General features: G+C 31.4%; 22 protein-coding genes. 12 read left to right on the top strand and 10 right to left on the bottom strand.

Annotation, left to right across the window (positions count from 1 at the left end):
• Positions 1-5: 5 nt before the first annotated feature.
• From BLP60_RS01085 to dxs, 3 genes are read right to left on the bottom strand one after another with little or no spacing between them, the layout of a single operon-like run.
• Positions 6-599: a class IV adenylate cyclase gene (locus tag BLP60_RS01085; RefSeq protein WP_092062065.1), complete on the bottom strand. Its 594-nt coding sequence runs from the start codon at positions 597-599 to the stop codon at positions 6-8.
• A 19-nt stretch (positions 600-618) separates the two neighbouring features.
• On the bottom strand, positions 619-1,890 hold the full coding sequence (gene thiC / locus BLP60_RS01080; RefSeq protein ID WP_092062062.1) for a phosphomethylpyrimidine synthase ThiC: 1,272 nt from the start codon (positions 1,888-1,890) through the stop codon (positions 619-621).
• Complete coding sequence (gene dxs / locus BLP60_RS01075) at positions 1,890-3,764, bottom strand: 1-deoxy-D-xylulose-5-phosphate synthase (protein ID WP_092062059.1); 1,875 nt, start codon at positions 3,762-3,764, stop codon at positions 1,890-1,892. The genes thiC and dxs overlap by 1 nt, the downstream gene beginning before the upstream one ends.
• A gap of 154 nt (positions 3,765-3,918) precedes the next feature.
• Here dxs and BLP60_RS01070 point away from each other — a divergent pair, with 154 nt between their 5' ends.
• The 10 genes from BLP60_RS01070 (at position 3,919) to BLP60_RS01025 (ending at position 15,629) form a co-directional block, all read left to right on the top strand.
• On the top strand, positions 3,919-7,455 hold the full coding sequence (locus BLP60_RS01070) for an FAD-binding and (Fe-S)-binding domain-containing protein (protein ID WP_092062056.1): 3,537 nt from the start codon (positions 3,919-3,921) through the stop codon (positions 7,453-7,455).
• Between the two features lie 22 nt (positions 7,456-7,477).
• Positions 7,478-7,915: a Holliday junction resolvase RuvX gene (ruvX, locus tag BLP60_RS01065; protein ID WP_092062053.1), complete on the top strand. Its 438-nt coding sequence runs from the start codon at positions 7,478-7,480 to the stop codon at positions 7,913-7,915.
• Complete coding sequence (gene mltG, locus BLP60_RS01060) at positions 7,896-8,900, top strand: endolytic transglycosylase MltG (RefSeq protein WP_092062840.1); 1,005 nt, start codon at positions 7,896-7,898, stop codon at positions 8,898-8,900. The genes ruvX and mltG overlap by 20 nt, the downstream gene beginning before the upstream one ends.
• A 52-nt stretch (positions 8,901-8,952) precedes the next feature.
• A complete protein-coding gene (locus BLP60_RS01055) occupies positions 8,953-10,506 on the top strand; it encodes an ABC transporter substrate-binding protein (protein ID WP_092062050.1) in 1,554 nt (517 codons plus the stop codon).
• Positions 10,507-10,588: 82 nt separating this feature from the next.
• A complete protein-coding gene (locus tag BLP60_RS01050; RefSeq protein WP_092062047.1) occupies positions 10,589-11,566 on the top strand; it encodes an ABC transporter permease in 978 nt (325 codons plus the stop codon).
• 1 nt (position 11,567) lies between these two features.
• Positions 11,568-12,488: an ABC transporter permease gene (locus BLP60_RS01045; RefSeq protein WP_092062044.1), complete on the top strand. Its 921-nt coding sequence runs from the start codon at positions 11,568-11,570 to the stop codon at positions 12,486-12,488.
• Positions 12,489-12,493: 5 nt separating this feature from the next.
• Entirely contained in the window at positions 12,494-13,459 is a 966-nt protein-coding gene (locus BLP60_RS01040; RefSeq protein ID WP_092062041.1) for an ABC transporter ATP-binding protein, read from the top strand.
• Positions 13,460-13,468: 9 nt separating this feature from the next.
• A complete protein-coding gene (locus BLP60_RS01035; protein WP_092062038.1) occupies positions 13,469-14,482 on the top strand; it encodes an ABC transporter ATP-binding protein in 1,014 nt (337 codons plus the stop codon).
• A gap of 47 nt (positions 14,483-14,529) precedes the next feature.
• Positions 14,530-14,724: a ubiquitin family protein gene (locus tag BLP60_RS01030; protein ID WP_092062035.1), complete on the top strand. Its 195-nt coding sequence runs from the start codon at positions 14,530-14,532 to the stop codon at positions 14,722-14,724.
• A gap of 2 nt (positions 14,725-14,726) precedes the next feature.
• Positions 14,727-15,629: a TIGR00269 family protein gene (locus BLP60_RS01025; protein ID WP_092062032.1), complete on the top strand. Its 903-nt coding sequence runs from the start codon at positions 14,727-14,729 to the stop codon at positions 15,627-15,629.
• Here the strand turns inward: BLP60_RS01025 and BLP60_RS01020 are convergent.
• The 7 genes from BLP60_RS01020 to BLP60_RS00990 form a co-directional block, all read right to left on the bottom strand.
• Positions 15,626-17,689 (bottom strand): methyl-accepting chemotaxis protein, encoded by a 2,064-nt coding sequence (locus BLP60_RS01020; RefSeq protein ID WP_092062028.1) that lies wholly within the window; start codon positions 17,687-17,689, stop codon positions 15,626-15,628. The genes BLP60_RS01025 and BLP60_RS01020 overlap by 4 nt on opposite strands.
• A 342-nt stretch (positions 17,690-18,031) precedes the next feature.
• Positions 18,032-19,030 (bottom strand): type I glyceraldehyde-3-phosphate dehydrogenase, encoded by a 999-nt coding sequence (gene gap / locus BLP60_RS01015; RefSeq protein WP_092062025.1) that lies wholly within the window; start codon positions 19,028-19,030, stop codon positions 18,032-18,034.
• A 38-nt stretch (positions 19,031-19,068) separates the two neighbouring features.
• Positions 19,069-19,833 carry a 5'/3'-nucleotidase SurE gene (gene surE, locus BLP60_RS01010; RefSeq protein WP_092062022.1) on the bottom strand — a complete coding sequence of 255 codons (765 nt, stop codon included), beginning with the start codon at positions 19,831-19,833 and terminating at the stop codon, positions 19,069-19,071.
• Complete coding sequence (locus BLP60_RS01005) at positions 19,818-20,402, bottom strand: 2-oxoacid:acceptor oxidoreductase family protein (protein WP_092062019.1); 585 nt, start codon at positions 20,400-20,402, stop codon at positions 19,818-19,820. Before BLP60_RS01005 ends, surE begins: the two co-directional genes overlap by 16 nt.
• Entirely contained in the window at positions 20,402-21,232 is an 831-nt protein-coding gene (locus BLP60_RS01000) for a 2-oxoacid:ferredoxin oxidoreductase subunit beta (protein WP_092062016.1), read from the bottom strand. The genes BLP60_RS01005 and BLP60_RS01000 overlap by 1 nt, the downstream gene beginning before the upstream one ends.
• 5 nt (positions 21,233-21,237) lie before the next feature.
• Positions 21,238-22,383, bottom strand: a complete 1,146-nt coding sequence (locus tag BLP60_RS00995; protein ID WP_092062013.1) for a 2-oxoacid:acceptor oxidoreductase subunit alpha — start codon at positions 22,381-22,383, stop codon at positions 21,238-21,240.
• Between the two features lie 10 nt (positions 22,384-22,393).
• Positions 22,394-22,651 (bottom strand): 4Fe-4S dicluster domain-containing protein, encoded by a 258-nt coding sequence (locus tag BLP60_RS00990; RefSeq protein ID WP_092062010.1) that lies wholly within the window; start codon positions 22,649-22,651, stop codon positions 22,394-22,396.
• A gap of 118 nt (positions 22,652-22,769) precedes the next feature.
• On the opposite strand from BLP60_RS00990, the gene BLP60_RS00985 reads away from it, so the two are divergent.
• Entirely contained in the window at positions 22,770-23,801 is a 1,032-nt protein-coding gene (locus BLP60_RS00985) for a 3'-5' exoribonuclease YhaM family protein (RefSeq protein ID WP_092062007.1), read from the top strand.
• Positions 23,777-24,418: a dTMP kinase gene (gene tmk / locus BLP60_RS00980; protein WP_092062004.1), complete on the top strand. Its 642-nt coding sequence runs from the start codon at positions 23,777-23,779 to the stop codon at positions 24,416-24,418. The genes BLP60_RS00985 and tmk overlap by 25 nt, the downstream gene beginning before the upstream one ends.
• The last annotated feature ends 16 nt before the right edge of the window (positions 24,419-24,434 follow it).

Genomic DNA, 24,434 nt, shown 5'->3' with positions numbered 1-24,434 from the left:
TTTTTTTATAAAAAATCTACCCCTTTTAATAACTTTTTTATATTTAATTTTTCTTCCTCTGAAAAGACCATTTTTAAAAGTCTATTTTTTTTTAATTTGATATTATAGATTTCATAATAAGTTAAATCTAAACTACTTTCTTGGTTCAATCCTAATATTTTTGCATTATTATAAAGTTCACCTCCTTCTATTTCTATAAAAAAACCAAAAGGCATAATATCTAGACATATTAAAGAGTTATTTAGTTTAAAAATTTTTCTAAATTTATGATATTCTAATTTTACATTAAAACCAACTTTATTGAGAATTATATTCATTGTCTCAAAATTACTTACATTAACTTCATATTCTATTTTATTTTTAATTCCTGATTCAATATAAGAAGTATTGGGAAGTTTAAGTGTCAATTTTGAATAATTATCATGTCTTAATCTTAAAAGAACTCCTTTTTTTTCTAATTTATTATCTTTATAATCAAATACAATATTTTTTTCAAAAACCCATTCTTGAATTAATTCTGCCTTTTTAGATAAAATATGTTCATATTTTTTAAAATCAGAAACTTCAAACTTTATTTCTCTTTCAACATGGACATTCATTTTCTGCTTCCATATAAAACTATCTCAACATTTTTACAGCACAAAAATCTCCACACATTGCACATTCTTCTTTCTCTTCAAAATCTTTTCTTCTAAAACATAACATTTCCTTATCTAAAGCAAATTTTTTAATTTCGTCCCAATTCAATTCTCTCCTAGCCCTAGATATATTAATATTTCTATCTACTGCAATTTTTCTGCCAAGTGCTATTTCTGCACTATGAGCAGCTATACAAGAAGCAATTACTCCTTCTCTAACATCATTTACATCTGGCAACGTCAAATGCTCTGCAGGAGTCAAATAACATAAGAAGTCTGCCCCATTTAAAGCTGCAATTGCTCCTCCAATCGCTCCTGCAATATGATCATATCCAGGAGCAATATCTGTAGGTAATGGGCCTAATACATAGAGAGGTGCTTCATGACATAGACGCTTCATAACTTTTATTTGTTCTCCTATATGATTTAAAGGAACATGCCCAGGACCTTCTATCATTACTTGCACTCCTTGTTCCCAGGCTTTTAAAGTAAGCTCTGAAAGAGTTATTACTTCTTCCCATTGAGCACTATCTCCAGCATCTATGCCTGCCCCAGGTCTCATTCCATCTCCTAAACTTAAAGTAAGATTATACTTTATAGCTATCTTTAAAATTTTATCATACTCCACTAATAATGGGTTTTCTTTTTTATTTTCCCTTATCCATCTAGCTAAAATAGAACCTCCCCGACTTACTATGCCTAACACTCTATTTTCTTTCTCAGCTAAATCAACAGCTCTTTTACTTACCCCACAATGAAGCGTCATAAAACTCACGCCTTGTTCTGCTTGCTTTTCTATTTCTTCTAATAATTCATTTATACTAAACTTAGCAGGAGAGTCACTTTTTTGAATATATCGTTGAGCTACAGAATAAATAGGAACAGTACCAATAGGTAAAGGGGAATTTTCTAAAATAATTTTTCTAATATTATCTAAATCTCCAGCAGTAGATAGGTCCATTATAGTATGGGCTCCATAGTGATGAGCTACTTTTATTTTATCTAATTCCAATTTTATATTATTTATAAAAGGAGATGTACCTATATTAGCATTAATTTTAATAGAAGCAGGCTGACCAACTAAAATAGGATCTACTCCATGATTTTTATTATACAATAAAACCATTTTACCATCATCAATTGCATTATAAATTTTATTTCTATCTAGACATTCTTTTTTTTCGAGAAAATCACTAAATTTATTCACTATGCTATTTAAAACTGAATTCTTTTTTAAAATATTTACTTTCATCAACAACTCCTTAAAAAATTTAAAATTTGTTTTTTTATTCCTTCTTTATCTATTAAATATTTTCTTCTCAATTCAGCCTGACTTCCATGCTCTATAAATCTATCAGGCAAACCTATTTTTAAAATATTAACTTTATCTAACAAATTATACGTATATAAATAATCTAAGATAATACTTCCAGCTCCTCCAATTAATACATTCTCTTCCACAACAATCAGTTTATCATAGTTTTGGATAATTTCCTTTAAATTTTTAGTAATAGGTTTAATAAAACGTAAGTTATACATTCCTACATCATAATCTGTTATTTCTTCTAAAGCTTCTAAACAAGGATACACCCTACTTCCAACTCCTAATACCAATGCATCTTTCCCCTGTTTTAATAATTCTCCTTCTCCTATAGGAAGTTCTTGAAAGTTATTACTTAAATCTACCCCCACTCCTCTTCCTCTTGGATAACGCAAAACAAAAGGCCTTCTGCTTTTTAAACCAGTATAAAGTAAAAGTTGAAGCTCAGCCTCATCTTTAGGAGCAGTTAAAATTAAATTCGGGATATGAGACAAATAAGAGAGGTCAAATACTCCATGATGAGTTGGACCATCTTCTCCTACTAAACCACCCCTATCCAAACAAAAAACCACAGGTAAATTTTGCAAACAAACATCATGCACGATTTGATCATACGCTCTTTGAAGAAAAGTGGAATAGATTGCAACAACAGGCTTAAATCCTTCCTTTGCCAGTCCTGCAGCAAATGTTACAGCATGTTGTTCACATATACCCACATCAAAAAACCTATCAGGAAACTCCTCGGCAAACTTATTTAGACCTGTTCCTTCAGGCATAGCTGCTGTAATTGCCACTATTTTAGAATCTTTACGAGCAAGTTCACAAAGAGTATTGCCAAATACTTCAGTATAGGTGGGAATATTACACCCTGCAATTTTTGTAGCCTTTCCTGTTTCTGGCTCAAAACAGCCTACTCCATGAAAGTAAGTTGGATTTTTTTCCGCAGGCAAATAACCTTTACCTTTTTTTGTAAGCACATGGATTAACACAGGAACATCTAACTTCTTTACCTGATCAAAAACATCTATAAGAGTATCTAACTTGTGACCATCTACAGGCCCAATATAATTAAATTTAAAAGCTTCAAACAGAATACCTGGAGTGAAAAAACTTTTTAAGGAATCTTCGCTTTTTTTAGCATAGTTTAATAAATCTTCTCCAATTTTAGGAATTTGTTTGAAAAAATTTTCCACTTCTTTTTTAAATTTTATCATCCATTGAGAAGATAATTTTCTACTTAAAAAAGATGATAATGCTCCTACATTTTTAGAAATAGACATTTCATTATCATTCAAGATAACAACCAAATCCTTTCCCAAACCTCCAGCTTGGTTTAAACCTTCATAAGAAAGTCCTGCTGTCATTGAACCATCACCAATAATAGCCACTACTTTATTACTATTTTTTAACAAATCTCGTGCTACAGCCATCCCCAAAGCAGCTGAAATAGAAGTACTAGAATGCCCCACTCCAAAATAATCAAATGGACTTTCTTCAGGCTTAGGAAAACCGCTTATACCCCCTAATTTTCTAAGAGTATGGAATCTGTTCTTACGTCCTGTTAATATTTTGTAAGCATATGCTTGATGCCCCACGTCCCAGATTAATCTGTCAAAGGCTGGATCAAAAACCTTTAGTAAAGCCAAAGTTAATTCCACTACACCTAAAGAAGGAGCTAAGTGCCCTCCGTTTTTTGAAACTACTTCTATTATTAATTCCCTTATTTCCTGTGCTAATTGTGTTAATTCTTTTAAATTTAACTTCTTCACGTCTTGAGGATAATTTACTTTATCTAATATTTTCATAATAGTCGTTTTCTCCTATTTCTAAATATTACAAATAGTTAGTCAAAGAAAAAAGCTTTTAAAACCTATTCTTGCTTTTCATACAAATACAAAGTAATAAAAAAAGTTTACACCTACCTTGTATATTTTACAAGTTTTTGTCCAAAGGAGAAATATGACCCAGCGAAATCCTCATATATCTTTAGCTTCTGAAAGATTAATTAAAAGAGTCTTAAAGCTAAATCTAAACCAGTTTAAAGCGTGGCCTGAAAGTGTTCAAGAATTAGCTCTAAGTCTTGCAGCAGAAATTTTTATTATTCGTTATAATCCTTTTATCAAACCTCTGTTAGTGAAGCAAAGTGTTTTTTCACGTCTAAAAAGAGAGCGCACAACCTTATCTGAAGAATATTACGAAATAATATCTACTTGTCTAGAAAATTATTGGCATGATTTTGAAGAAGATGAAAATTTTAAACAACGAGTAATCAAAGAATTAAAAACATTTTTAAAAGAAGATCAAATTTCATTAGAACCAAATGTCATTGCTGAATGCTCTACAGATGCTACTGATCTTAGAATGGAATTACCTTTAATGGTTTTATTCCCAACTTCAACAAGACATATTCAAAAAATTATTAAACTGGCTAATGAGCTTCACTTTTCTCTTATTCCTAGAGGAGGAGGATCTGGACTTACTGGAGGAGCAGTTCCAGCTGGAAGACGCTCTGTTATTTTAAGTTTAAGTAGAATGAAAAAAATTTTAAAAATTGATAAAGATAATTTATATTTATGTGCCCAAGCAGGAGTTATTACTCTAGATGCAATTAAAGCAGCAGCTAAATATAATTTATTACTTACTGTTGATCCAGCATCAAAGGCAGCATCATCCTTAGGGGGAAATGTTTCTGAAAATGCAGGAGGACCTTTTGCCTTTGAATATGGAACCACTTTGGATAATATTTTAAGCTATAAAATGGTTTTACCTACTGGTGAACAAATAGAAGTTAAGCGTAAAAATCATCCAAGACATAAAATATTACCACAAGAAATTGCTGTTTTTGAAATTTATAACGAACAAGAAAGATTAAAGGAAGTTATCAAATTAAAAGGTACTGAAATTAGAACTCCAGGATTAGGCAAAGATGTTACTAATAAGTACTTAGGAGGATTACCTGGAATACAAAAAGAAGGAGTTGACGGTGTTATTACAGAAATATGCTTTATCCTTCACCCCAAACCTACTCTTTCTAGAACTCTTTGTTTAGAGTTCTATGGAAAGTCAATGAAAAATGCTACCCTAGTCATTAATGATATAGTAAATTTTAGAGATCAAATTAGACGAGAAGGAGATTTAGTAAAAATTTCTGCATTAGAAGAATTTGGTTCAAAATATGTCCAAGCAATTGAATATCAAAAAAAATCTACCAAATATGAAGGGGATCCCATTTCAGTATTATTAGTTCAATTAGATTCTGATGATTTTGAGGCACTTGAACAAGCTGTAAGTCAGGTTGTAGAAATAGCTTCCCCTTATGAAGGTGTAGATATATTTGTAGCCAGAAACGAACAAGAAGCTGAAAAATTTTGGGAAGATAGACATCGTTTGTCTGCTATCACCAAAAGAACAAGTGGTTTTAAAATTAATGAGGATGTAGTGATCCCACTTAAAGCAGTGCCAGAATTTTCTGATTTTTTAGAAAATTTAAATCTCTTCTACTTAGCCAAAGCATATAGAAAAGCTCTTCACTTGGTGCAAAATCTTTCTGAAGTAGATGTAGACGACGAATTTATTCAAATGGAATTAGATATCTGTGCAAAAATTTTAAAACATAAACTAACTAAAGAAGAATTATCAGAGCAAGACTTTCAACTCCAAATTGGCTTCTTTTTTCAAGATTTAAAATCAAGATATCCACAACTTAAAGAACAACTTGAAAAAATTTTAAAAGATTTATTTTTAAGAAGAATTGAAATTGCCAATCATATGCATGCAGGAGATGGTAACTGTCATGTTAATATCCCTGTAAACTCTAATGATTTAGAAATGCTAAAAGAAGCAGAAGAAGCTGCTGAAAAAGTTTTTAATAAAGTATTAGAACTTGGCGGACAAATTTCAGGAGAGCATGGAATTGGAGTAACAAAAATAGGCTTTTTAAATTCTGAAAAAATAAAAGCTCTTAGGGAATATAAAAGTATAATAGATCCTAATGATATTTTTAACCCTAAAAAGCTTATTCAACGAGAACTTCCAGTAGAACCTTATACATTTTCATTCAATCATTTAATTCAAGATATTAAAAGAAGTGCTCTACCTAATAAAGAAAAACAAGAATTAATTATTTTATTAAAAAATATACAAATTTGTTCACGATGTGGAAAATGTAAACAAGTATGTCCTATGTATTTACCTGAAAAAGGATTGTTATTTCATCCAAGAAATAAAAATATCACTTTAGGAGCACTAATAGAAGCAATTTATTACACCCAATTACTTACAGGCGAACCTGATCAAGATTTGCTAGTCCAATTAAGAAAAATAATGGAACACTGTACTGCATGTGGAAAGTGCACCTATGTATGTCCAGTAAAAATAAAAAATGCAGATGTCGCTTTAATGTTAAGAAATTTCTTAGAAGGACGACAAGCAGCAGGTCATCCCATAAAACATAAAATACTTAACTTTGTCTCTCAAAATCCAGAAAATTATATCCCAAAAACTGGAAAATTTTTAAGTATTGCTCAAAGAATCCAAAATAAAATAATTCCTTTTATTCCTGAATTTTGGAGAAGAAAAATTGATAATCCTCTATTCCGAGATAAAGGCCCTGAAACAGAATTTATTAACTTATATGAAAGTATTGGAATAAATAAATCTTTTATCTTCCTTCCTCCCAAACCTACAAACCAGGCTATATTATATTTTCCAGGATGTGGGGCAGGAATTTTCTTTAGAAAAATAGGTCTTGCTAGCTTATATTTACTTTTAAAAACAAATTACATTGTCATTATTCCCCCTAAACACCTGTGTTGTGGATATCCACTTCTTGTTTCTGGATGTCAAAATGCCTTTTCTAAAATAAAAGAAAATAACATCATTTTTCTAAATAAATTAATTTCTAATCTAAAGTATGAAGTGAAATATTTTCTTACTTCCTGTGGAACTTGTAGAGAAGCAACCTTAAATTATGATTTAACTCATCAAAAAAAATCATTATTACATTTGGATGTTATTCAATTTTTGATAAATAAACTTCCTCCTGTATGTAGTTTGCCCGAGGAACGTATTATTTATCATGGTGCATGTCATGCTGAATGGTCTAATGTTAAACCTAATCAAAGTGCTCAAATCTATGCTAATGCTCTTTCTAATTATCTAAAAAGCCCTATAGAGTTATCTCCTGGTTGTTGTGGTGAAAGTGGCCTAGGTGCGCTTACATCTCCAGAAATATATAATAAAATTAGAGCAAAAAAAATAGAAACTTTAACTCAGGAATTAAAAAATTATTCTAAAAATACGCCTATTCTAGTAGGATGTCCTTCTTGTAAAGTTGGAATCCAAAGAAGTTTAACTATTTTAAAAAATAAAAGTCCTGTACTACACACAGTAGAATATCTAGCCCTCTGTTTAGGAGGTTCTAAATGGAAATCAGAACTATTAAAAAAAATAAAAAAAGGAAAAATACAAGAAAATACTCTTAAAATTGAATTATAAAAAAATTTTAAGATAATTTAAAATGGGAAAAATTTTAGGCATTGATTATGGATTAAAACGAGTAGGATTAGCTATTGGTAATGAAGAATATCAAATGGCTTTTCCGTATATGACATTAAATAAAAATGATAATAAAACTTTTTTTAAAAACTTAAGAGAAGTTATTGAAAAAGAGAATATCTCCAAAATCGTTGTAGGATTACCTTTATATTTAAATGGAGAAAAATCTTTAACAACTATTCAAGTAAAAAACTTTGTAGAAAAAATAAAAAAAATGTTTAATATTCCCATCTACTTGATAGATGAAAGATATACATCATTTGAAGCTGAAAAAAAAATTTTAGAATTAAATATAAAAAATAAAAAGAAAAAAAAAGAAATAATAGATCAAATATCTGCTACTTTAATTTTAGAATCATATTTCGCTAAATTTAATGAAAATGAAAAAAGTTATATTTAGTATTATTTTTTTAAGCTTATTTATTTCAATATCCTCTCTATTATATTATCTTCATTATAAATGGCATAATCCAGGATGCCAATATCAAGGATTGATTACAAAAATTGCAATTAAACCAAATACATCTTTTAACAAAATAATATCAATATTACATAAACATAAAATAATTAAACATCCTTTACTTTTCAAGTTAAGTATAAAAATATTTGGCAACAATAAACCTTTAAAAGCAGGTATCTATAATTTAAGTCCTTGTTGGTCTTATTCAAAGATCTTTGAAATTCTAAGTAAAGGAAAAGAAGAACTTTTTCCCATAGTGATCCCAGAAGGATTGCCTTGGTGGAAAGTAGCTAATATATTTCAAAAAAATGGTTTTATAACATTTGATGATTTTGCCAAAGAAATCTCTAATCCTATTATTTTAAAAGAATTTAATATTCCAGCTAAAAACGTAGAAGGATATTTATTTCCATCAACTTATTTTTTATCTAAGACAAAAAAATACACTGCAAGAGAAATTATCGTTTTAATGCTTTCCACTTTTAAAAAAGAAACCAAAAAAATTTTCAATAATTATTCTCCTTCTAAAATTCACAAATTTGTTATTTTAGCCTCTCTAATAGAAAAAGAAACTGCTCTTTCTTGGGAAAAACCCATTATTTCAGGAGTATTTTGGAATAGATTAAAAAGAAATATGTTGCTTCAGTGTGATCCTACTGTAATTTATGGTATAGGAAAAAATTTTGATGGAAATCTTAAGAAAAAACACCTCCGAGACAAAACAAACCTTTACAATACTTATATATACAAAGGATTGCCTCCTGGGCCTATTTGTTCTCCTGGCCTAGAAGCTTTAAAGGCCGCAATCCATCCTAAAAAGCACGATTATCTTTATTTCGTAGCAAAAGGAGATAACTCACATTTTTTTAGTAAAACTTTAAAAGAACATACTAGCGCTGTACGAAAATTTCAGCTAAAGAGATGACGGAGCGGTAAGGGTATATTTTTTATAAAACAAAATTAACAGGAGGAAGGTTATGCGCAAAGTTTTAACTCTAATCCTTGGCTTAGTATTTTGCCTTGGCTTAACAGCCATGGTTCAAGCCAAGACTTTAAGGTTAGCCATGGATGCAGATCCTGTATCTATGGACCCTCATGTCCAGTTATCTGGTGGTATGCTTCAATACTCACATTTAGTGTTTGATCCATTGGTAAGATGGACTCAAGATATGAAATTTGAACCACGTTTAGCAGTAAAATGGGAGCGTCTTAATCCTACAACTGTTAGATTTTATTTAAGAAAAGGTGTAAAATTTCATTCTGGTAATCCTTTTACAGCCAAAGATGTTGCCTGGACTATGGCAAGACTGAAAAAAAGTCCTGACTTTAAAGGACTATTTGAACCTTTTGCTGAACCTAAAATCATAGATGACTACACTATTGATATAGTCACTAAAGGCCCCTACCCTCTTCTTTTAAACATGGCCACTTATATTTTTCCTATGGACAGAAAGTTCTACTCAGGCAAAGATGAAAATGGTCAACCCAAAGATGCTATTGTAAAAACTGGACCATCCTTTGCCAATTCTCATGAATCAGGAACAGGTCGCTATTATGTAGCTTATAGAGAGCAAGGAGTTAAGTGGGTATTAAAGGCTTTTAAGAACTATTGGGATAAGAATGCAGGAAATGTGGATAAAATTATTCTCACTCCTATCAAAAATGATGCTACCAGAGTAGCTGCTCTTCTTTCAGGAGATGTGGACTTTATTATGCCTGTTCCTCCCCAAGACTATGAAAGAATTGAAAGAAATAAAAATCTCCAACTTATTACTATGCCTGGAGCCAGAATTATTACTTTTCAACTTAATCAAAAAAGACGCCCTGAATTTGCTAATAAAAAGGTACGTCAAGCTATTGTTTATGCTATAAATAATGTAGGAATTGTAAAAAAGATTATGAAAGGAAAAGCTACTCCAGCGGGACAACAAGCTCCTGAAGGATTTTTGGGTTATGTACCAGAATTAAAACCTAGATATGATTTAGCAAAAGCTAAAAAATTAATGAAAGAAGCTGGTTATCCAAATGGATTTGAATGTTCTATGATTGCTCCAAATAATCGTTATGTAAATGATGAAAAAATTGCCCAAGCAGTAGCTGCTATGCTTTCTAAGATTAATATTAAAGTAAATTTAAAAACCATGCCTAAGGCCCAATATTGGGATCAATTTGATGCCAGAGCTGCTGATATTCAAATGATTGGATGGCATCCAGACACTGAAGATTCTGCAAATTATACTGAATTCTTATTGATGTGCCCAAATCCAAAAACAGGATATGGACAATATAACAGTGGAAATTACTGTAATCCTGAAGTGGACAAACTTATCTTACAATCTCAGGTTGAGACAAATGTAGAAAAAAGAAAAGCTATTTTGCAAAAAGTTGAAAGAATTTTATACGAAGATGCCGCTTTTGTGCCTTTACATTGGCAGCATCTCTCTTGGGCAGCTTCCAAAAAACTCAAAAACGCCAAAGATATTGTAAACAAACAAAACTTTCCTTACTTTGGCAATCTTATAATGGAATAAAAATCTAAAATCCAAAAACAGAGAGGAGAAAATTTTTCTCCTCTCTTAAAATAAAAAAATCACCAAAAAGGTATAAACAGCTATGTTTGCTTTTATAATTCGACGTTGTGTACAAGCTATATTCGTAATGTTAATCATAAGTTTAATTGGATTTTCTATCCAACATCAAATAGGCGATCCTATTAGAGATTTAGTAGGAATATCTGTCTCTAAAAAAGAACGAGAGGCCTTAAGAGAAAAATTAGGTTTAAACGATCCTTTTTTGGTTCAATATGGGCGTTTTTTAAAAAAAGCACTCCATGGTGACTTGGGGCGTTCCTTTTTTTATAAAAAACCAGCAGTTGATGTTATCCTTTCAAAAGCGCCCGCTACCTTAGAACTTGTATTTGTAACTTCTATTTTAGTTATAGTATTTTCTATACCATTAGGTATATATTGTGCAATTTTCCCTAAAAAATGGATATCTAGGCTCATTATGGGAGCAAGTGTTGTTGGAGTATCTATCCCTGTTTTTCTAACAGCTATAATGCTTATCTATATCTTCTCTGTCAAATTAGGCGTAATGCCTTCCTATGGAAGAGGAGAAACAGTCCATATATTTGGCTATTGGAACTCAGGGTTATTTACTTTAGATGGACTTAAACATTTAGTAATGCCTTCAATAGCTCTTACTTCTATCATGTTACCGCTTTTTGTTCGTTTAATCAGAGCAGAAATGATGGAAGTATTAGAGTCAGAATATATAAGATTTGCTTGGGCAAAAGGATTAAAACCTTGGAGAATCTGGTTTGTCCACGCATTTAAAAATACACTCTTACCTGTTATAACAGTAGGAGGTGTCCAACTAGGAACACTCATAGCATTTACCATTTTAACTGAAACAGTATTCCAATGGCAAGGATTAGGATTTTTATTTGTAGAAGCAGTTGAAAGGGCAGATACTACTTTATTAGTATCTTATCTTATTTTTGTAGGATTTGTCTTTGTGTTTATTAATACTTTTGTCGATATTATATACGGTTTAGTAAATCCAATGGTAAGAATAGCGGGAAGAAAGTAAAATGAAAACAAAATGGCATAAAATAAAAAATTCTTATTTTTTTCATAGTTTTATTCATGATAAAGTGGCAATTATTAGTTTTATAGTTTTAATTATTTTATTATGTTGTGGTTTTTTTGCTCCTTTAATAGCACCTCATAATCCTTATGATACTACTACAATTGATGTAATGGATGCAGAAACTCCACCTGTATGGATGGATGGTGGAACTTCCAAATTCCTTTTAGGCACAGATGATCAAGGAAGAGATATTCTTTCTACTATGCTATACGGAATGAGAGTGTCCTTATTAATTGGATTAGGTGCAGTTATTTTACAAGCCTTCTTAGGCGTAATTATTGGTTTAATTGCTGGTTATTTTGGGGGAAAATTAGATGCGCTCCTTATGAGATTGGCTGATGTTCAACTATCATTCTCTACTTTAATGGTAGCTATTTTTATTTCAGCTATTTTCCAAGCATTTTTTGGAATAAATAAATATGAAGAAATGGCTGTCCCTTTTTTAATAGTAGTTATTGGATTAGCAGAATGGCCTCAGTATGCAAGAACAGTAAGAGCTTCAGTATTAGCTGAAAAGAAAAAAGAATATGTAGAGGCTGCTAAAGTAATTGGCTTTGGTTCAGGTCGTATTATGTGGAGACACATTTTACCCAACACTCTTTCTCCAATTCTAGTTATATCTACTATTCAAGTAGCTAATGCTATTATGAGTGAAGCAGCATTATCTTTTTTAGGCCTTGGAATGCCTGTAACAAAACCATCTTTAGGCTCTCTTATAAATGCAGGCTTTGAATATATCTTTAGTGGTTCTTGGTGGATTACTATTTTCCCTGGTATCTTATTAGTAATTTTAATTTTAGTAATCAATCTCCTTGGAGATTGGTTGCGTGATGTTTTAAATCCCAAATTGTATAAAGGTTAATTGATATGGCTAAATTATTAGATGTTCAAGATTTAGTAGTAAAATTTGCCTTACGAACAGGAACTTTAACTGCTCTTTATAATATCAATTTCTCTCTTGCTCCAGGAGAAAGAATGGGACTGGTTGGAGAAAGTGGTGCAGGAAAATCAGTGGCTGGATTTTCTATTATTAACTTAATTAGTAAACCAGGTTTTATTGCTGGAGGAAAAGTTTTATTTGAAGGAAAAGATATCAGTAAATATTCATTTGAAAAAATGCGCACTATTAGAGGAAATAAGATTTCTATGATTTTTCAGGATCCAATGATGACTTTAAATCCAGTCCTTAGCATTGGCACTCAAATGACAGAAACTTTACTTGCCCATAAAAACATTTCTAAACAAGAAGCTGAAGAAATTGCTATCGAGTGTTTAAAAAAAGTTTACATTCCTTCTCCTGAAAGACGTCTTAAACAATACCCCCATGAATTTTCAGGTGGAATGCGACAACGTATTGTAATTGCTATTTCTTTATTAACAAATCCTAGTTTAATTATAGCAGATGAACCTACTACTGCTCTAGATGTAACTATTCAAGCCGAAATTATGGATATATTACTAGAATTATGTGTAAAGGAAAAAATGGGACTTATTTTAATTACTCATGATTTAGGAGTAGTTTCTCAAACTACACAAAAAATTGCAGTAATGTATGCTGGAAGAATTGTGGAAAAGGGGAAAACCATGGATGTAATAAAATCACCTAAACACCCTTACACTCAGGGACTTATAAAAGCCCTACCCCAAAGTCATGAAAAAGGTAAAAAATTATATCAAATACCTGGCATCATGCCTAACTTAAATCAAATTCCCTCTGGTTGCCCTTTCCATCCCAGGTGTTCCTTTAAAAAGAAAATCTGTTCTGAATTAGACCCCAAACTTCAACCTTTTGAAACAGGAGAAGTTGCCTGTCATTTATATCACAATGTTTAGGAGCTATATATGGATACACAAAATATCTTAGAGGTTAAAAATTTAGTCAAACACTTTGATATCTCAGGAGGATTTTTAGATAAACTTACCTTTGAAAACAAAAAATTTTATTTAAAACAAACCACAGTGAAAGCATTAAATGAAGTAAGTTTTTCTATAAAAAAGGGGGAAATATTTTCTGTTGTTGGAGAAAGTGGTTGCGGAAAATCTACACTTGGAAGAACTATATTAAAACTCTATTCTCCAGATAAAGGAAATATATATTTTCAAGGCCATAGAATAGACAATCTATCTCCTAAACAAATGCTTCCTTTTAGAACTAAAATGCAAATGATTTTCCAAGATCCCTATGCTTCTTTAAATCCAAGAAAAACTGTTCGCCAGACTTTAGAAGAACCTATTAAATTTCATCAGCCCTCTTTAAATAAAAAAGAAATTAAAGAAAAAGTGGAACAAGTAATGCAACAAGTAGGAGTTGACCCTGAGTGGGCAGATAGATACCCCCACGAATTTTCAGGAGGACAGCGCCAAAGAATAAGTATAGCCAGGGCTTTAATGGTAGATCCAGAATTCATTGTAGCAGATGAACCCATTTCAGCTTTAGATGTCTCTATTCAAGCACAAATTTTAAATTTATTAATGGATGCACAAGCAGAACGAAATTTATCTTATCTTTTTATAACCCATGATCTTTCAGTTGTAGAACATATTAGTTCTAGAGTAGCTGTAATGTATCTAGGTAGAATATGTGAACTTGCTTCTACTGAAGATTTATTTTCCAATCCTAGACATCCTTATACTCAAGCTCTTTTATCTGCTATTCCAAAACTTGGAGAAACTGGCTTAAAACATATCAAATTAAAAGGAGAAGTCCCAACACCAATTAATTTACCCTCTGGCTGTGTTTTTCATTCTAGATGTCCTCATGCTAATGAACGTTGTAAACAAGAAATCCCAACTCTTTTACAGCTTCAAGATGGAAGACAAGTGGCCTGTCATGGCGTAGAAGAAAAAAGAATATAACTATATAATTTAAGAATTTAACATAACTAGTGCAAAAACATAGGATTATGAAAATAATTATAGAACCAGAAAATAAAGAAGTAGAATTAAAAAAAATAAAATCTGTTAGAGCACTCTTAAATAAATTAAATCTTTACCCAAATCAGGCTCTTATAATTCGCAATAAAGAATTATTAACACCAGATGAAAAACTTTTTCCCAATGACACTATAATTGTTCGCAAAGTTGCTTCTAGAGGTTAAAAATGAAATGTACAAGATGTAAATCCAAAGCCATAGTTGCTCTACCCAGTCATAATGCTGGTTTTTGCAAACAATGTTTTTTAAAATATTTTGAGAACCAAGTCCAAAAAGCTATAAAAAGCAAAGCAATGTTTACACAGGATGACAAAATTTTAATTGCAATAAGTGGAGGAAAAGATTCTCTTGCTCTTGCCTTACAATTAAAATCACTTGGTTATAATATTACAGGCTTGCATGTAGATTTAGACATTCCCAATTCTTCTGAACATGTACGTGAAATTGTAAAAAAATTTTGCCAAACATTTTCTATCCCTCTTTTTATAATATCTTTAAAAAAAGAAAATCTCTCTATTCCTAAAGTAAAGCAAACTTTATCTAGACCAATTTGCTCTGCCTGTGGACAAATAAAAAGATATTATTTTAACCGTTTTGCTTTAGAACATGGTTTTCAAGTCTTGGCCACAGGTCATAACCTAGATGACGAAGTAGCTAGATTATTTGCCAATACCTTGAGATGGGATGAAACTTATTTAGGAAGCCAAGGTCCTGTGTTAAAAGAAGAAAATGGCTTTGCTAAAAAAGTAAAACCGCTTTATCGTTTAACAGAATTTGAAACAGCAGTATTTTGTTTTTTACATAATATAAATTATAGCACAAAACCATGTCCTTATAGTAAAGGAGCTAGTTTTACTTTTTATAAAAAACTTTTAGACGACCTAGAATACCACCAACCGGGCAGAAAATTTAATTTTTATGAAACATTTCTCAAAAAAGGAAAAAGAGGATTTCAACTTTTAAGAAAGTCTAAACTAACCCTTAACTCATGCCAAAAATGTAATTATCCTACTACTGAAACAATTTGTGGAGTATGTAGGATTAAAAAAATTATTTCCTCTAATAATTAAATCTTTGTCATTTCCATGATAAGCCCATTTAATTCCTGAGCCAAACCAGCTAATTGAGAAATCGATTTTGATGCTTTTTCCATGGCTTTTGCAGTTTCTTGAGATATTTGACTTATTTCCTCACTACTTCTTGTGATTTCTTCAGAAACAGACGACTGCTCTTCTGAAGCTGCTGCAATCATTCTAACTTGTTCTAAGGATATTCTAGACTTCTCTAAAATACTCTCAAGGGCCTCGCCTGCTTTTTTAGCATGCTTTGTACAAGTAAGAACAATTTCATCCATTTCTTTCATAGCAGCAACATTTATTTTAGAAGCATCTTGAATAGATAAAATCGACTCCTCTACTTCTTTGGTAGCATTCATAGTTTTTTCTGCTAGTTTTCTAACTTCATCAGCTACTACAGCAAATCCTCTACCCGCATCTCCTGCTCTAGCAGCTTCAATAGCTGCATTTAAAGCTAATAAATTGGTTTGATCTGCAATATCTGTAATAACATTTACTATTTTTCCAATATCAGAAGCTCTATTTTCCAAATCAGACATATTTTGAGCTAAGGCATCAGCTTTATCTTTAACGCCTAAAATAGCCTTAATAGACAACTCTACTACTTTAGCTCCTTCTTCTGCAATCTCTCTAGCCTTATCTGCACTTTCCGCAGCTAAAGAAGCATTTTTAGAAACCTCTAAAACTGAAGAATTCATTTCTTCCATAGCTGCAGCAGTTTCTTCAGCTCTTCTCTTTTGAACATTACTACCACTACTAGTGCTTTCAATTTGGTCTCTTAGTTCTTGTGCAGCTCTAGAAAGTTTGGAACTAACTTCTTCTCCTTGTTTAGCTAATTGATTTAGTTTTAATTGGGTTTCTTTTATATCTGTTATATCTAAAACATATTCAAATGCTCCACATACCTCTCCTTTTTCATCTATGATCGGATTTCCATAATATCTTACGTAAACTTGTTTATTATCAACTTTAAAAGTTGTCTCAGATACCTTAATGGCATGTTCTATCATTGCTTGTTTACAGCCACAATTACCACTTTTACAATCGTCAGTATCAAAGATATCATAGCAATATTTTCCAACTACTTCATCTAATTTTTTTCCTATCATATTCAGTCCCATTTTACTAATAAAAAGAATTCTAAAATCCTTATCCACACTCATAAGAGGTATAGGAGCATTATTTAAATGTTCAGTAAATATAGTTGTAAGTTTGTTCACTGCTTCTAATATTTCCTTAAACCCTCCTTCATATTTAGATACATCACTTCTAAATAAAATATTACCAACTGATATAGCATCTTTTTGAGCCAAAATCTCTTCTTTAATAAAAGAAAGCCTTTTTTGTACCTTTTTAATTTCTTCTACAAGAGCATGTATTTCATCACTTCCTCTAATATTAATTGAAGTTTCAAAATCACCTCTACCAAGTTTATGCACAAAATCTAGACATTTTTTTATCCTTCCAGACTCATAAATAGCTACTGCACTCCCTAAAACTAATGCAAATAATACTCCAAACAACATACCATAAACAGAAAACAACTTGCTTTCATTTTGAATATTTTTAAATGCCTGTACATTAGCATATTTTTTATTGTATAATTCTTTCTTGTACTTTTCTACTATATTAAGCAATTGAAGCTTAGATGATTTTAATGATGATTTTGCTCTAATATAATCTAATCCTCCTCTTCTCTCTATATTAGCAATTTTATTTATATTTTTTACATAAATATCAAGATAATCTTTTATTTGTTTAAATTTCTTATCTTGCTCTAATTTTAGTTTTACTAAAATATCTTTATTAAAAAAATTAAGTAATGAGATAAGATTTTTCTTTTTAAAATATATATTATCTACAGTAGCATAAGATTTATTAAGAAAAATTTTTACTTCTGCTAAAATATCTAGTTTCTTTTGTATAGAAATTATATTATCAGCCTTTATATTAAGTTTATGTATGTTTTGTAAGACATAAAATGAAACTCCTACAAAAACCAAAGATGTTAATAAAAATGCAACTAACAATTTATAAAGCATTCTAACTTTCATCTCAAACCCCTTTTAAGTTTTTCTTGGTTAAAAATAGACTACAACATCAAACTGCCATCAAAAATTTTTAAATAAAAATCATATAAAAGAGGTTAATGTCTATTTTCACGTTTATTAAAGCCTATTTTTTTAAAAAAAGCAACTCTAAAAATTATTTTTCAATAATAAAAAATACCTTTCTTAGTTCATGGAGTTAATTTTTTATCCACAAAAAATTAAGACAATTACTATTTATATTTAATGCTTACAAAAACTACAAATAAAAAGCCGGAAGTGAAGCTAATTTTCACTCCCGGCTAACAAATTTAATTATCTTAAAAATATTACTTATAAATATTTCGTTTACATATACTGAGATACCCTATCCATTAACCTTAAAAGTTGATTTGTAAAACCAGCTTCATTATCATACCAAATTAAAACCTTTAATAAAGTATTATCAATTACATTTGTAGAAAGTCCATCCACCACTCCTCCATAAGTAGAACCATTAAAATCAATGGAAACCAAAGGTTCTTCGGTATATCCTAGAGTATCTTTTAAATATGTCTCACTTGCTTGTTTCAGAGCTTCATTTACTGCTTGAACATTAGTTGATTTTTCTACCTCAGCTACCAAATCTACTAAAGAAACATTAGGAGTAGGTACTCTTACAGCCATACCATCTAATTTACCTTTTAAATCTGGAATAACTTCTGTTACTGCTCTTGCTGCTCCTGTAGTAGTAGGGATCATAGACATAGCTGCAGCTCTTGCTCTACGTAAATCTTTATGAGATCCATCTAAAATTCTTTGACTCATAGTATAAGAGTGAATTGTAGTCATAATACCATGTTTTATTTTAAAATTCTCATGAAGTACTTTTGCCACTGGAGCTAGACAATTTGTTGTACAGGAAGCATTAGAAATTATTTTATGTTCTGGTTTTAAATCTTGATCATTTACTCCTACTACAATAGTCACATCAGGATTTTTTCCAGGAGCACTTATAACTACTTTTTTAGCTCCACATTCTAAGTGTTTTTGGCAAGAATCTCTATCTCTAAACTTACCAGTACTTTCAATAACTAAATCTACATCATATTTTCCCCACTCCCATTCTCCTGGAGCCTTTCTAGTAACATAAACTTGTTTATCCTCATATAAAAAACCATCTTCATTAGGTTGAATCTTTGCATCAAAAGTTCCATGAACAGAATCATATTTTAATAAATGAGCCAATGAGGCATTATCTGCTCTAGCATTTATCACTACTAGTTCATATTCTGGTCTATTTTTTAATAATCTAGTTAAATATCTGCCAATACGACCAAATCCATTTAAGCCGATTTTTACTGCCATAATTACCTCCTTCTTTTTTTAAGTACTCTATGTCTTAATTAAGTTAAAACTTCCTTACACCACTTACTCCAGTTGGAGATAAGTTCCTTATCTGTTAATTCAAACTTTAAAGGAGTAAGAGTAACATATCCCTTAGAAAGCAAATCCCTATCTGTTCCAGTTTTTACTCTAGACATAGGGATATCACCAAAGAGCCAATAATACTCCCTTCCCCTAGGATCTTTTCTTTTTTCATACTTATCTTCATAAACAACATCAGTTTGTGGGCAAACTTTTATTCCTCTCGCTTTACGTATTCCACAATTAGGAAAATTGAGATTTAAAACTGTTCTTGCATTAAGATTTTCCCAACAAATTTTAGAAATAAAATCACTTACCCATTTTGCTTCTTCAGTTAAATTTGTAGGTCGAAAATCATCAATAGACACAGCTAAAGCAGGAATCTCCAACAAAGCACCTTCTGTAGCAGCAGAAACCGTACCAGAATATAAAACATCAATACCAACATTAGCTCCATTATTAATGCCTGAAATAATTAAATCTGGTTTTTGATTAAAATGAAAGCTAAGGGCCCATTTCACACAATCCACAGGAGTTCCAGAAATACCAATCCCTTTAAATCCATTTTCTTTTATTACTTTTACTCTAAGAGGAGAAAATATAGTAATAGCATGTCCTACAGCACTTTGTTCTGTTAATGGAGCAACTACTTCTACTCTATGTCCCATCTCTTTCAACGCCCAATACAAGGCTCTAAGACCTAGAGCTTGGATACCATCATCATTAGTTAAGAGGATAACCATCTTTCTGGAATATCCTTATATCTTTTTTTTGCCTGATTAAAACCCAAATTCAATGCTTTCACATTAATTTCAATAATCTTAGCAGGAAAAATTTGTTTTAACGTTTTTAACACAGAATTTTTATTCATAAAAGGCAAAAAATAGGTTAGAGCTCCTAAGGTAATAATATTAGTTGTTTGAATAACTTTAATTTTATCTTTTGCCCATTTTGTAAATGGCAACCCCACATATGAATTAGTAGGAACTTGTTCTACCATAAAATTATCCACAATCAAAAGTCCATTTATTTTTAAATTTCTAAAATAAAGATTACATGCTTCTTGACTTAAGGCCACCAAAACATCTAAATTTTGGGTTTTAGGATAACTAATAGGATAAGAGCTTATTACCACATCTGAACGACTAGCTCCACCTCTTGCTTCTGGACCATAACTTTGGGTCTGGGTCACATAGTAACCATGTTCTAAAGCCAAGGCTTGCCCCATAATTTTACCTAAAGTGAGAATGCCTTGTCCTCCCAAGCCAGAAAGTCTTATTTCAAATCGATTTAAAGGATATTCCTTTGCCATTATTTTTCCCCTTGTAATCTTTTCCGTAAACTAGAATACTTTTCTTCAAATCCAGGCTCGTCTTTAGAGGAAAAAATTCCTATAGGGAATTTATTTTTTCTTTTTTCCTCTGCTAAATTTTGATATTTTTCAACCATCATAGCATGTTTTCTATACCAAGCATACATTTCCACTACATTTTTGAATTTATTTTTTCTTCCATACTGAGTATAACAAGGAGTTAAAATTTCTACTACATTAAATCCAGGATTGCTAATAGCTTTTATTAACAACTTATCCATAAGTTGAGCATGCATAGCTGTTGTTCTGGCTACAAAATTCGCCCCACTCGCAAGAGAAAGGTTAACTACATCAAAATGGCGTTCCATTTGCCCATATGGAGTAGTAGTAGAATAAGAATTTTCTGGAGTAGTAGAAGAACTTTGTCCTCCAGTCATCCCATAAATATTATTATTTAAAATAAGAGCTGTTACTCCAATATTTCTTCTGGCTGCATGAATAAAATGATTTCCCCCAATAGATAAGGCATCTCCATCTCCCATAACCACAATAACCTTTAATTTAGGATTAGCTAATTTTACCCCTGTGGCAAAAGTTAAAGCTCTTCCATGAGTGGTATGAATAGTATTGAAATCTACATATACAGCCATTCTTCCAGAACAGCCAATACCAGCTATCAACACTACCTGATCTTTTGATAAACCTAAAGCATGTACACTCCGAATCAAAGATCCCAATACTATACCATGCCCACAGCCAGGACAATACACATGAGGAAATTTTTTAGAATGCCTAAGATAATCGTGAATAAGTTTAGTTATTTCAGCCATAGTAATTAACCCTTATATACTTTTTTTAAAATTTCTAATGGCGTAATTATCTGACCATCAACTCTATTTAAAGTAATTATTTGAGTTCTTCCATTATTAACTCTTTTTACTTCTCTTGAAATTTGTCCCATATTCATTTCAGGAACAATAATTTTCTTACACTGTCTTGCTAATTTTTCTACATACGGCCTAGGAAAAGGAAAAAGAGTCTTTAAAATAAGAAGACCAACTTTATGTCCATCTTCCCTAGCCTTTTGCACAGCTAGTTTTGCAGATCTTGCTACACAACCATAAGCTATAATAACTTCTTCTGCATCTTCTACTTCTATTGTTTCAACCAAGTGAATATCATAAAAAAACTGATCTATTTTTCTAAACAACCTATGCATTAAAGCGTTTACTTCGCTTTTCTTACTAGTAGGATAACCATGTTCATCATGAGTTAGTCCTGTAACATGATAGCGATACCCAGAACCCAAAGGAGGCATTGGAGGTACTCCTCGCATTGTCTCTTCATAAGGAACATACCACTCTGGAGGCATAGCCGGAGTTGTTCTGTTTAAAATAGTTAACTCATCTGATCTTGGTAGAACAATTTTTTCTCTTGTATGAGCAGTAATTTCATCTAGCAAAAGAATTACAGGAGTCCTATATTTTTCCGCAAAATTAAAAGCCGTTATAGTCATATTTAAACAATCTTGCACATCACAAGCAGAAAGTACAATAATAGGATGATCTCCATGTGTTCCCCATCTTGCTTGTTGGACATCACCCTGCGCAGGATTAGTAGGTAAGCCAGTAGAAGGTCCTCCACGCATAACATTAACAATCACTAAAGGTACTTCTGCCATACAAGCATAGCCAATATGCTCTTGCATAAGAGAAAATCCTGGTCCTGAAGTCGCTGTCATTGCTTTTCTTCCTGCCAAAGAAGCACCAATAACTGCTCCGAGACTAGCAATCTCATCTTCCATTTGCACAAAAACACCATCCTCAATTAAAGGAAGCCGCGCTGCCATACCTTCTGCAATCTCTGTAGAAGGAGTTATAGGATAACCCGCAAAAAAAGTGCATCCCGCAAGTAGTGCTCCTTCTACGACAACTTCATTACCAAGGGCAAAAATTTCTTTTTTCTTTGGTTTTCTAGCCATAAATCCCTACCTATTTTTTCAAATCTTTATTTTTTACCATTTCATCTATACATTTTTCATCCTTTTTGGGACGAACTGAAATGGCAAAATCAGGACAGTGAAGTTCACAAAATCCACAGTTTATACACTCTTCCATATGAGCAGGATAAGCTTTGCCATGCTCATCAAACTCTAGGACTTTACCAGGACAAAAAGCCACACAAATTCCACATCCCTTACACCAAGCAGAGTAAACTGTAACAATAGTTTTTCCCTTTTTTTTAACCATTGTATCCTCGCTCTTTTTAAGATAAAACTTGCTCTTTAAGCCAACCTCGTCTAAAAATTATAAAGAACAAAGGTCAAAAACACTTTATGTTTAATCCAGGCCTAAAAAATACGCAACTATGAAAGAGAAAAAAAAATTCATTCAAGAGTTAAAAAATTCAGAAAAATTAGAAGATATTTTTGTAGTAGTCTCATCTCAAAAATCACAAGCTCAAAACGGTCCCTTTTGGAACTTAACTCTACAAGATAAAACAGGACAAATCTCAGCTCGTATATGGAGTCCTTTAAGTCAAAATTATTCTCAAATAAAAAATGGAGATTTTGTCTTTGTAAAAGGACAAGTACAAAGTTTCAAACAACAGCTACAAATAAATATAGAATATTTAGAAATTCTCCCCCAAACAGAAATAAACTTAGCTGATTTCCTACCTACAAGCAAAGTACCTCCTGAAAAACTTCTAGCAGAGTTAAAAGATATTTTATTTAAAGAATTAAAATATCCTTTATGGAAAAAACTTGCTAAAGCTATATTTTCAGACCCAGAAATCCAAAATCTGCTTCTAACTGCTTCTGGCGGTAAAAAAATTCACCATGCCTATATTGGTGGATTACTAGAACATACTCTTTCTGTATGCAAAATATGTCTTAAATTATGTGAAATCTATTCTTTTGTGGATAAAGAAATAGTTTTATTAGGAGCAGCTCTCCATGATTTAGGAAAAGCATATGAAATATCTCAATCAATAGAAAGAAATTATACAGACGAAGGCCAACTATTAGGACATATTTTCTTAGGTTTGGAAAAACTTCAACCATTTTTTGCTCCTTTTGAAACATCCGAATATGACCTAATTCTACACTTAAAACACTTAATTTTATCCCATCACGGTGAATTAGAATTTGGTTCACCTAAAAGACCAAAAACTATAGAAGCACTTTTACTTCATTTTGCAGACAACATAGATTCAAAAGTAAATATTATGCAATCTCTATCTAAAGAGGATACAGATGAATCCTTTTGGTCAGAATATAATCGAAGTTTAGGAAGGGCAATTTATTTTCCTAAAAAAACCCCAAGTAATAATGAAGAATATTCAACAAATAATCCAACAAAGAGGGTAAATCAATGTTTATTACCTTTGAAGGAATAGAAGGGTGTGGAAAAACCACTCAAGCCCAAAAATTAAAAGAGTATTTAGAATCCCTAGGCAAAAAAGTTCTTCTCACAAGAGAACCTGGTGGGAGCAATTTAGGTATAACTTTAAGAAAAATTCTTTTATCCATGGAAAGTCAAGACATCACTAAAGAAACAGAACTTTTTTTATATTTAGCTGACCGTTCTCAACATGTACATCAAATTATAAAACCTGCTTTAGAAGAAGGATCTATAGTAATTTCAGATAGATATACTGATTCTACTGTAGTATATCAAGGATATGGAAGAGGAATAGATCCGAATATCTTACATTTATTAAATGAGCTTGCAACTAATAAACTAAATCCAGACCTTACTATTCTTCTAGATTTACCTGTAGAGATAGGACTCAAGCGAGCTTTGGCTAGAAATTTAGAAGACAAAATATCCCGAGAAGAAGGTAGATTTGAGGCTGAAAGTTTAGAATTTCATACAAAAATTAGAGAAGGCTATCTCACTTGGGCTGCCTTACATAAAGAAAGAATTATAGTTATAAATGGAAATAATGAGCCAGAAATTGTATTCAAAGATATTTTAGAAGCAATTAAAAATAGAATTACCTTCAATAATTAATAAAAAATAAGGAATA

The organism is Desulfonauticus submarinus, assembly GCF_900104045.1.
Classification (GTDB): domain Bacteria; phylum Desulfobacterota; class Desulfovibrionia; order Desulfovibrionales; family Desulfonatronovibrionaceae; genus Desulfonauticus; species Desulfonauticus submarinus.
The sequence above is the reverse complement of the archived record's forward strand: the minus strand, read 5'-3'. Positions and strand labels throughout refer to the sequence as shown.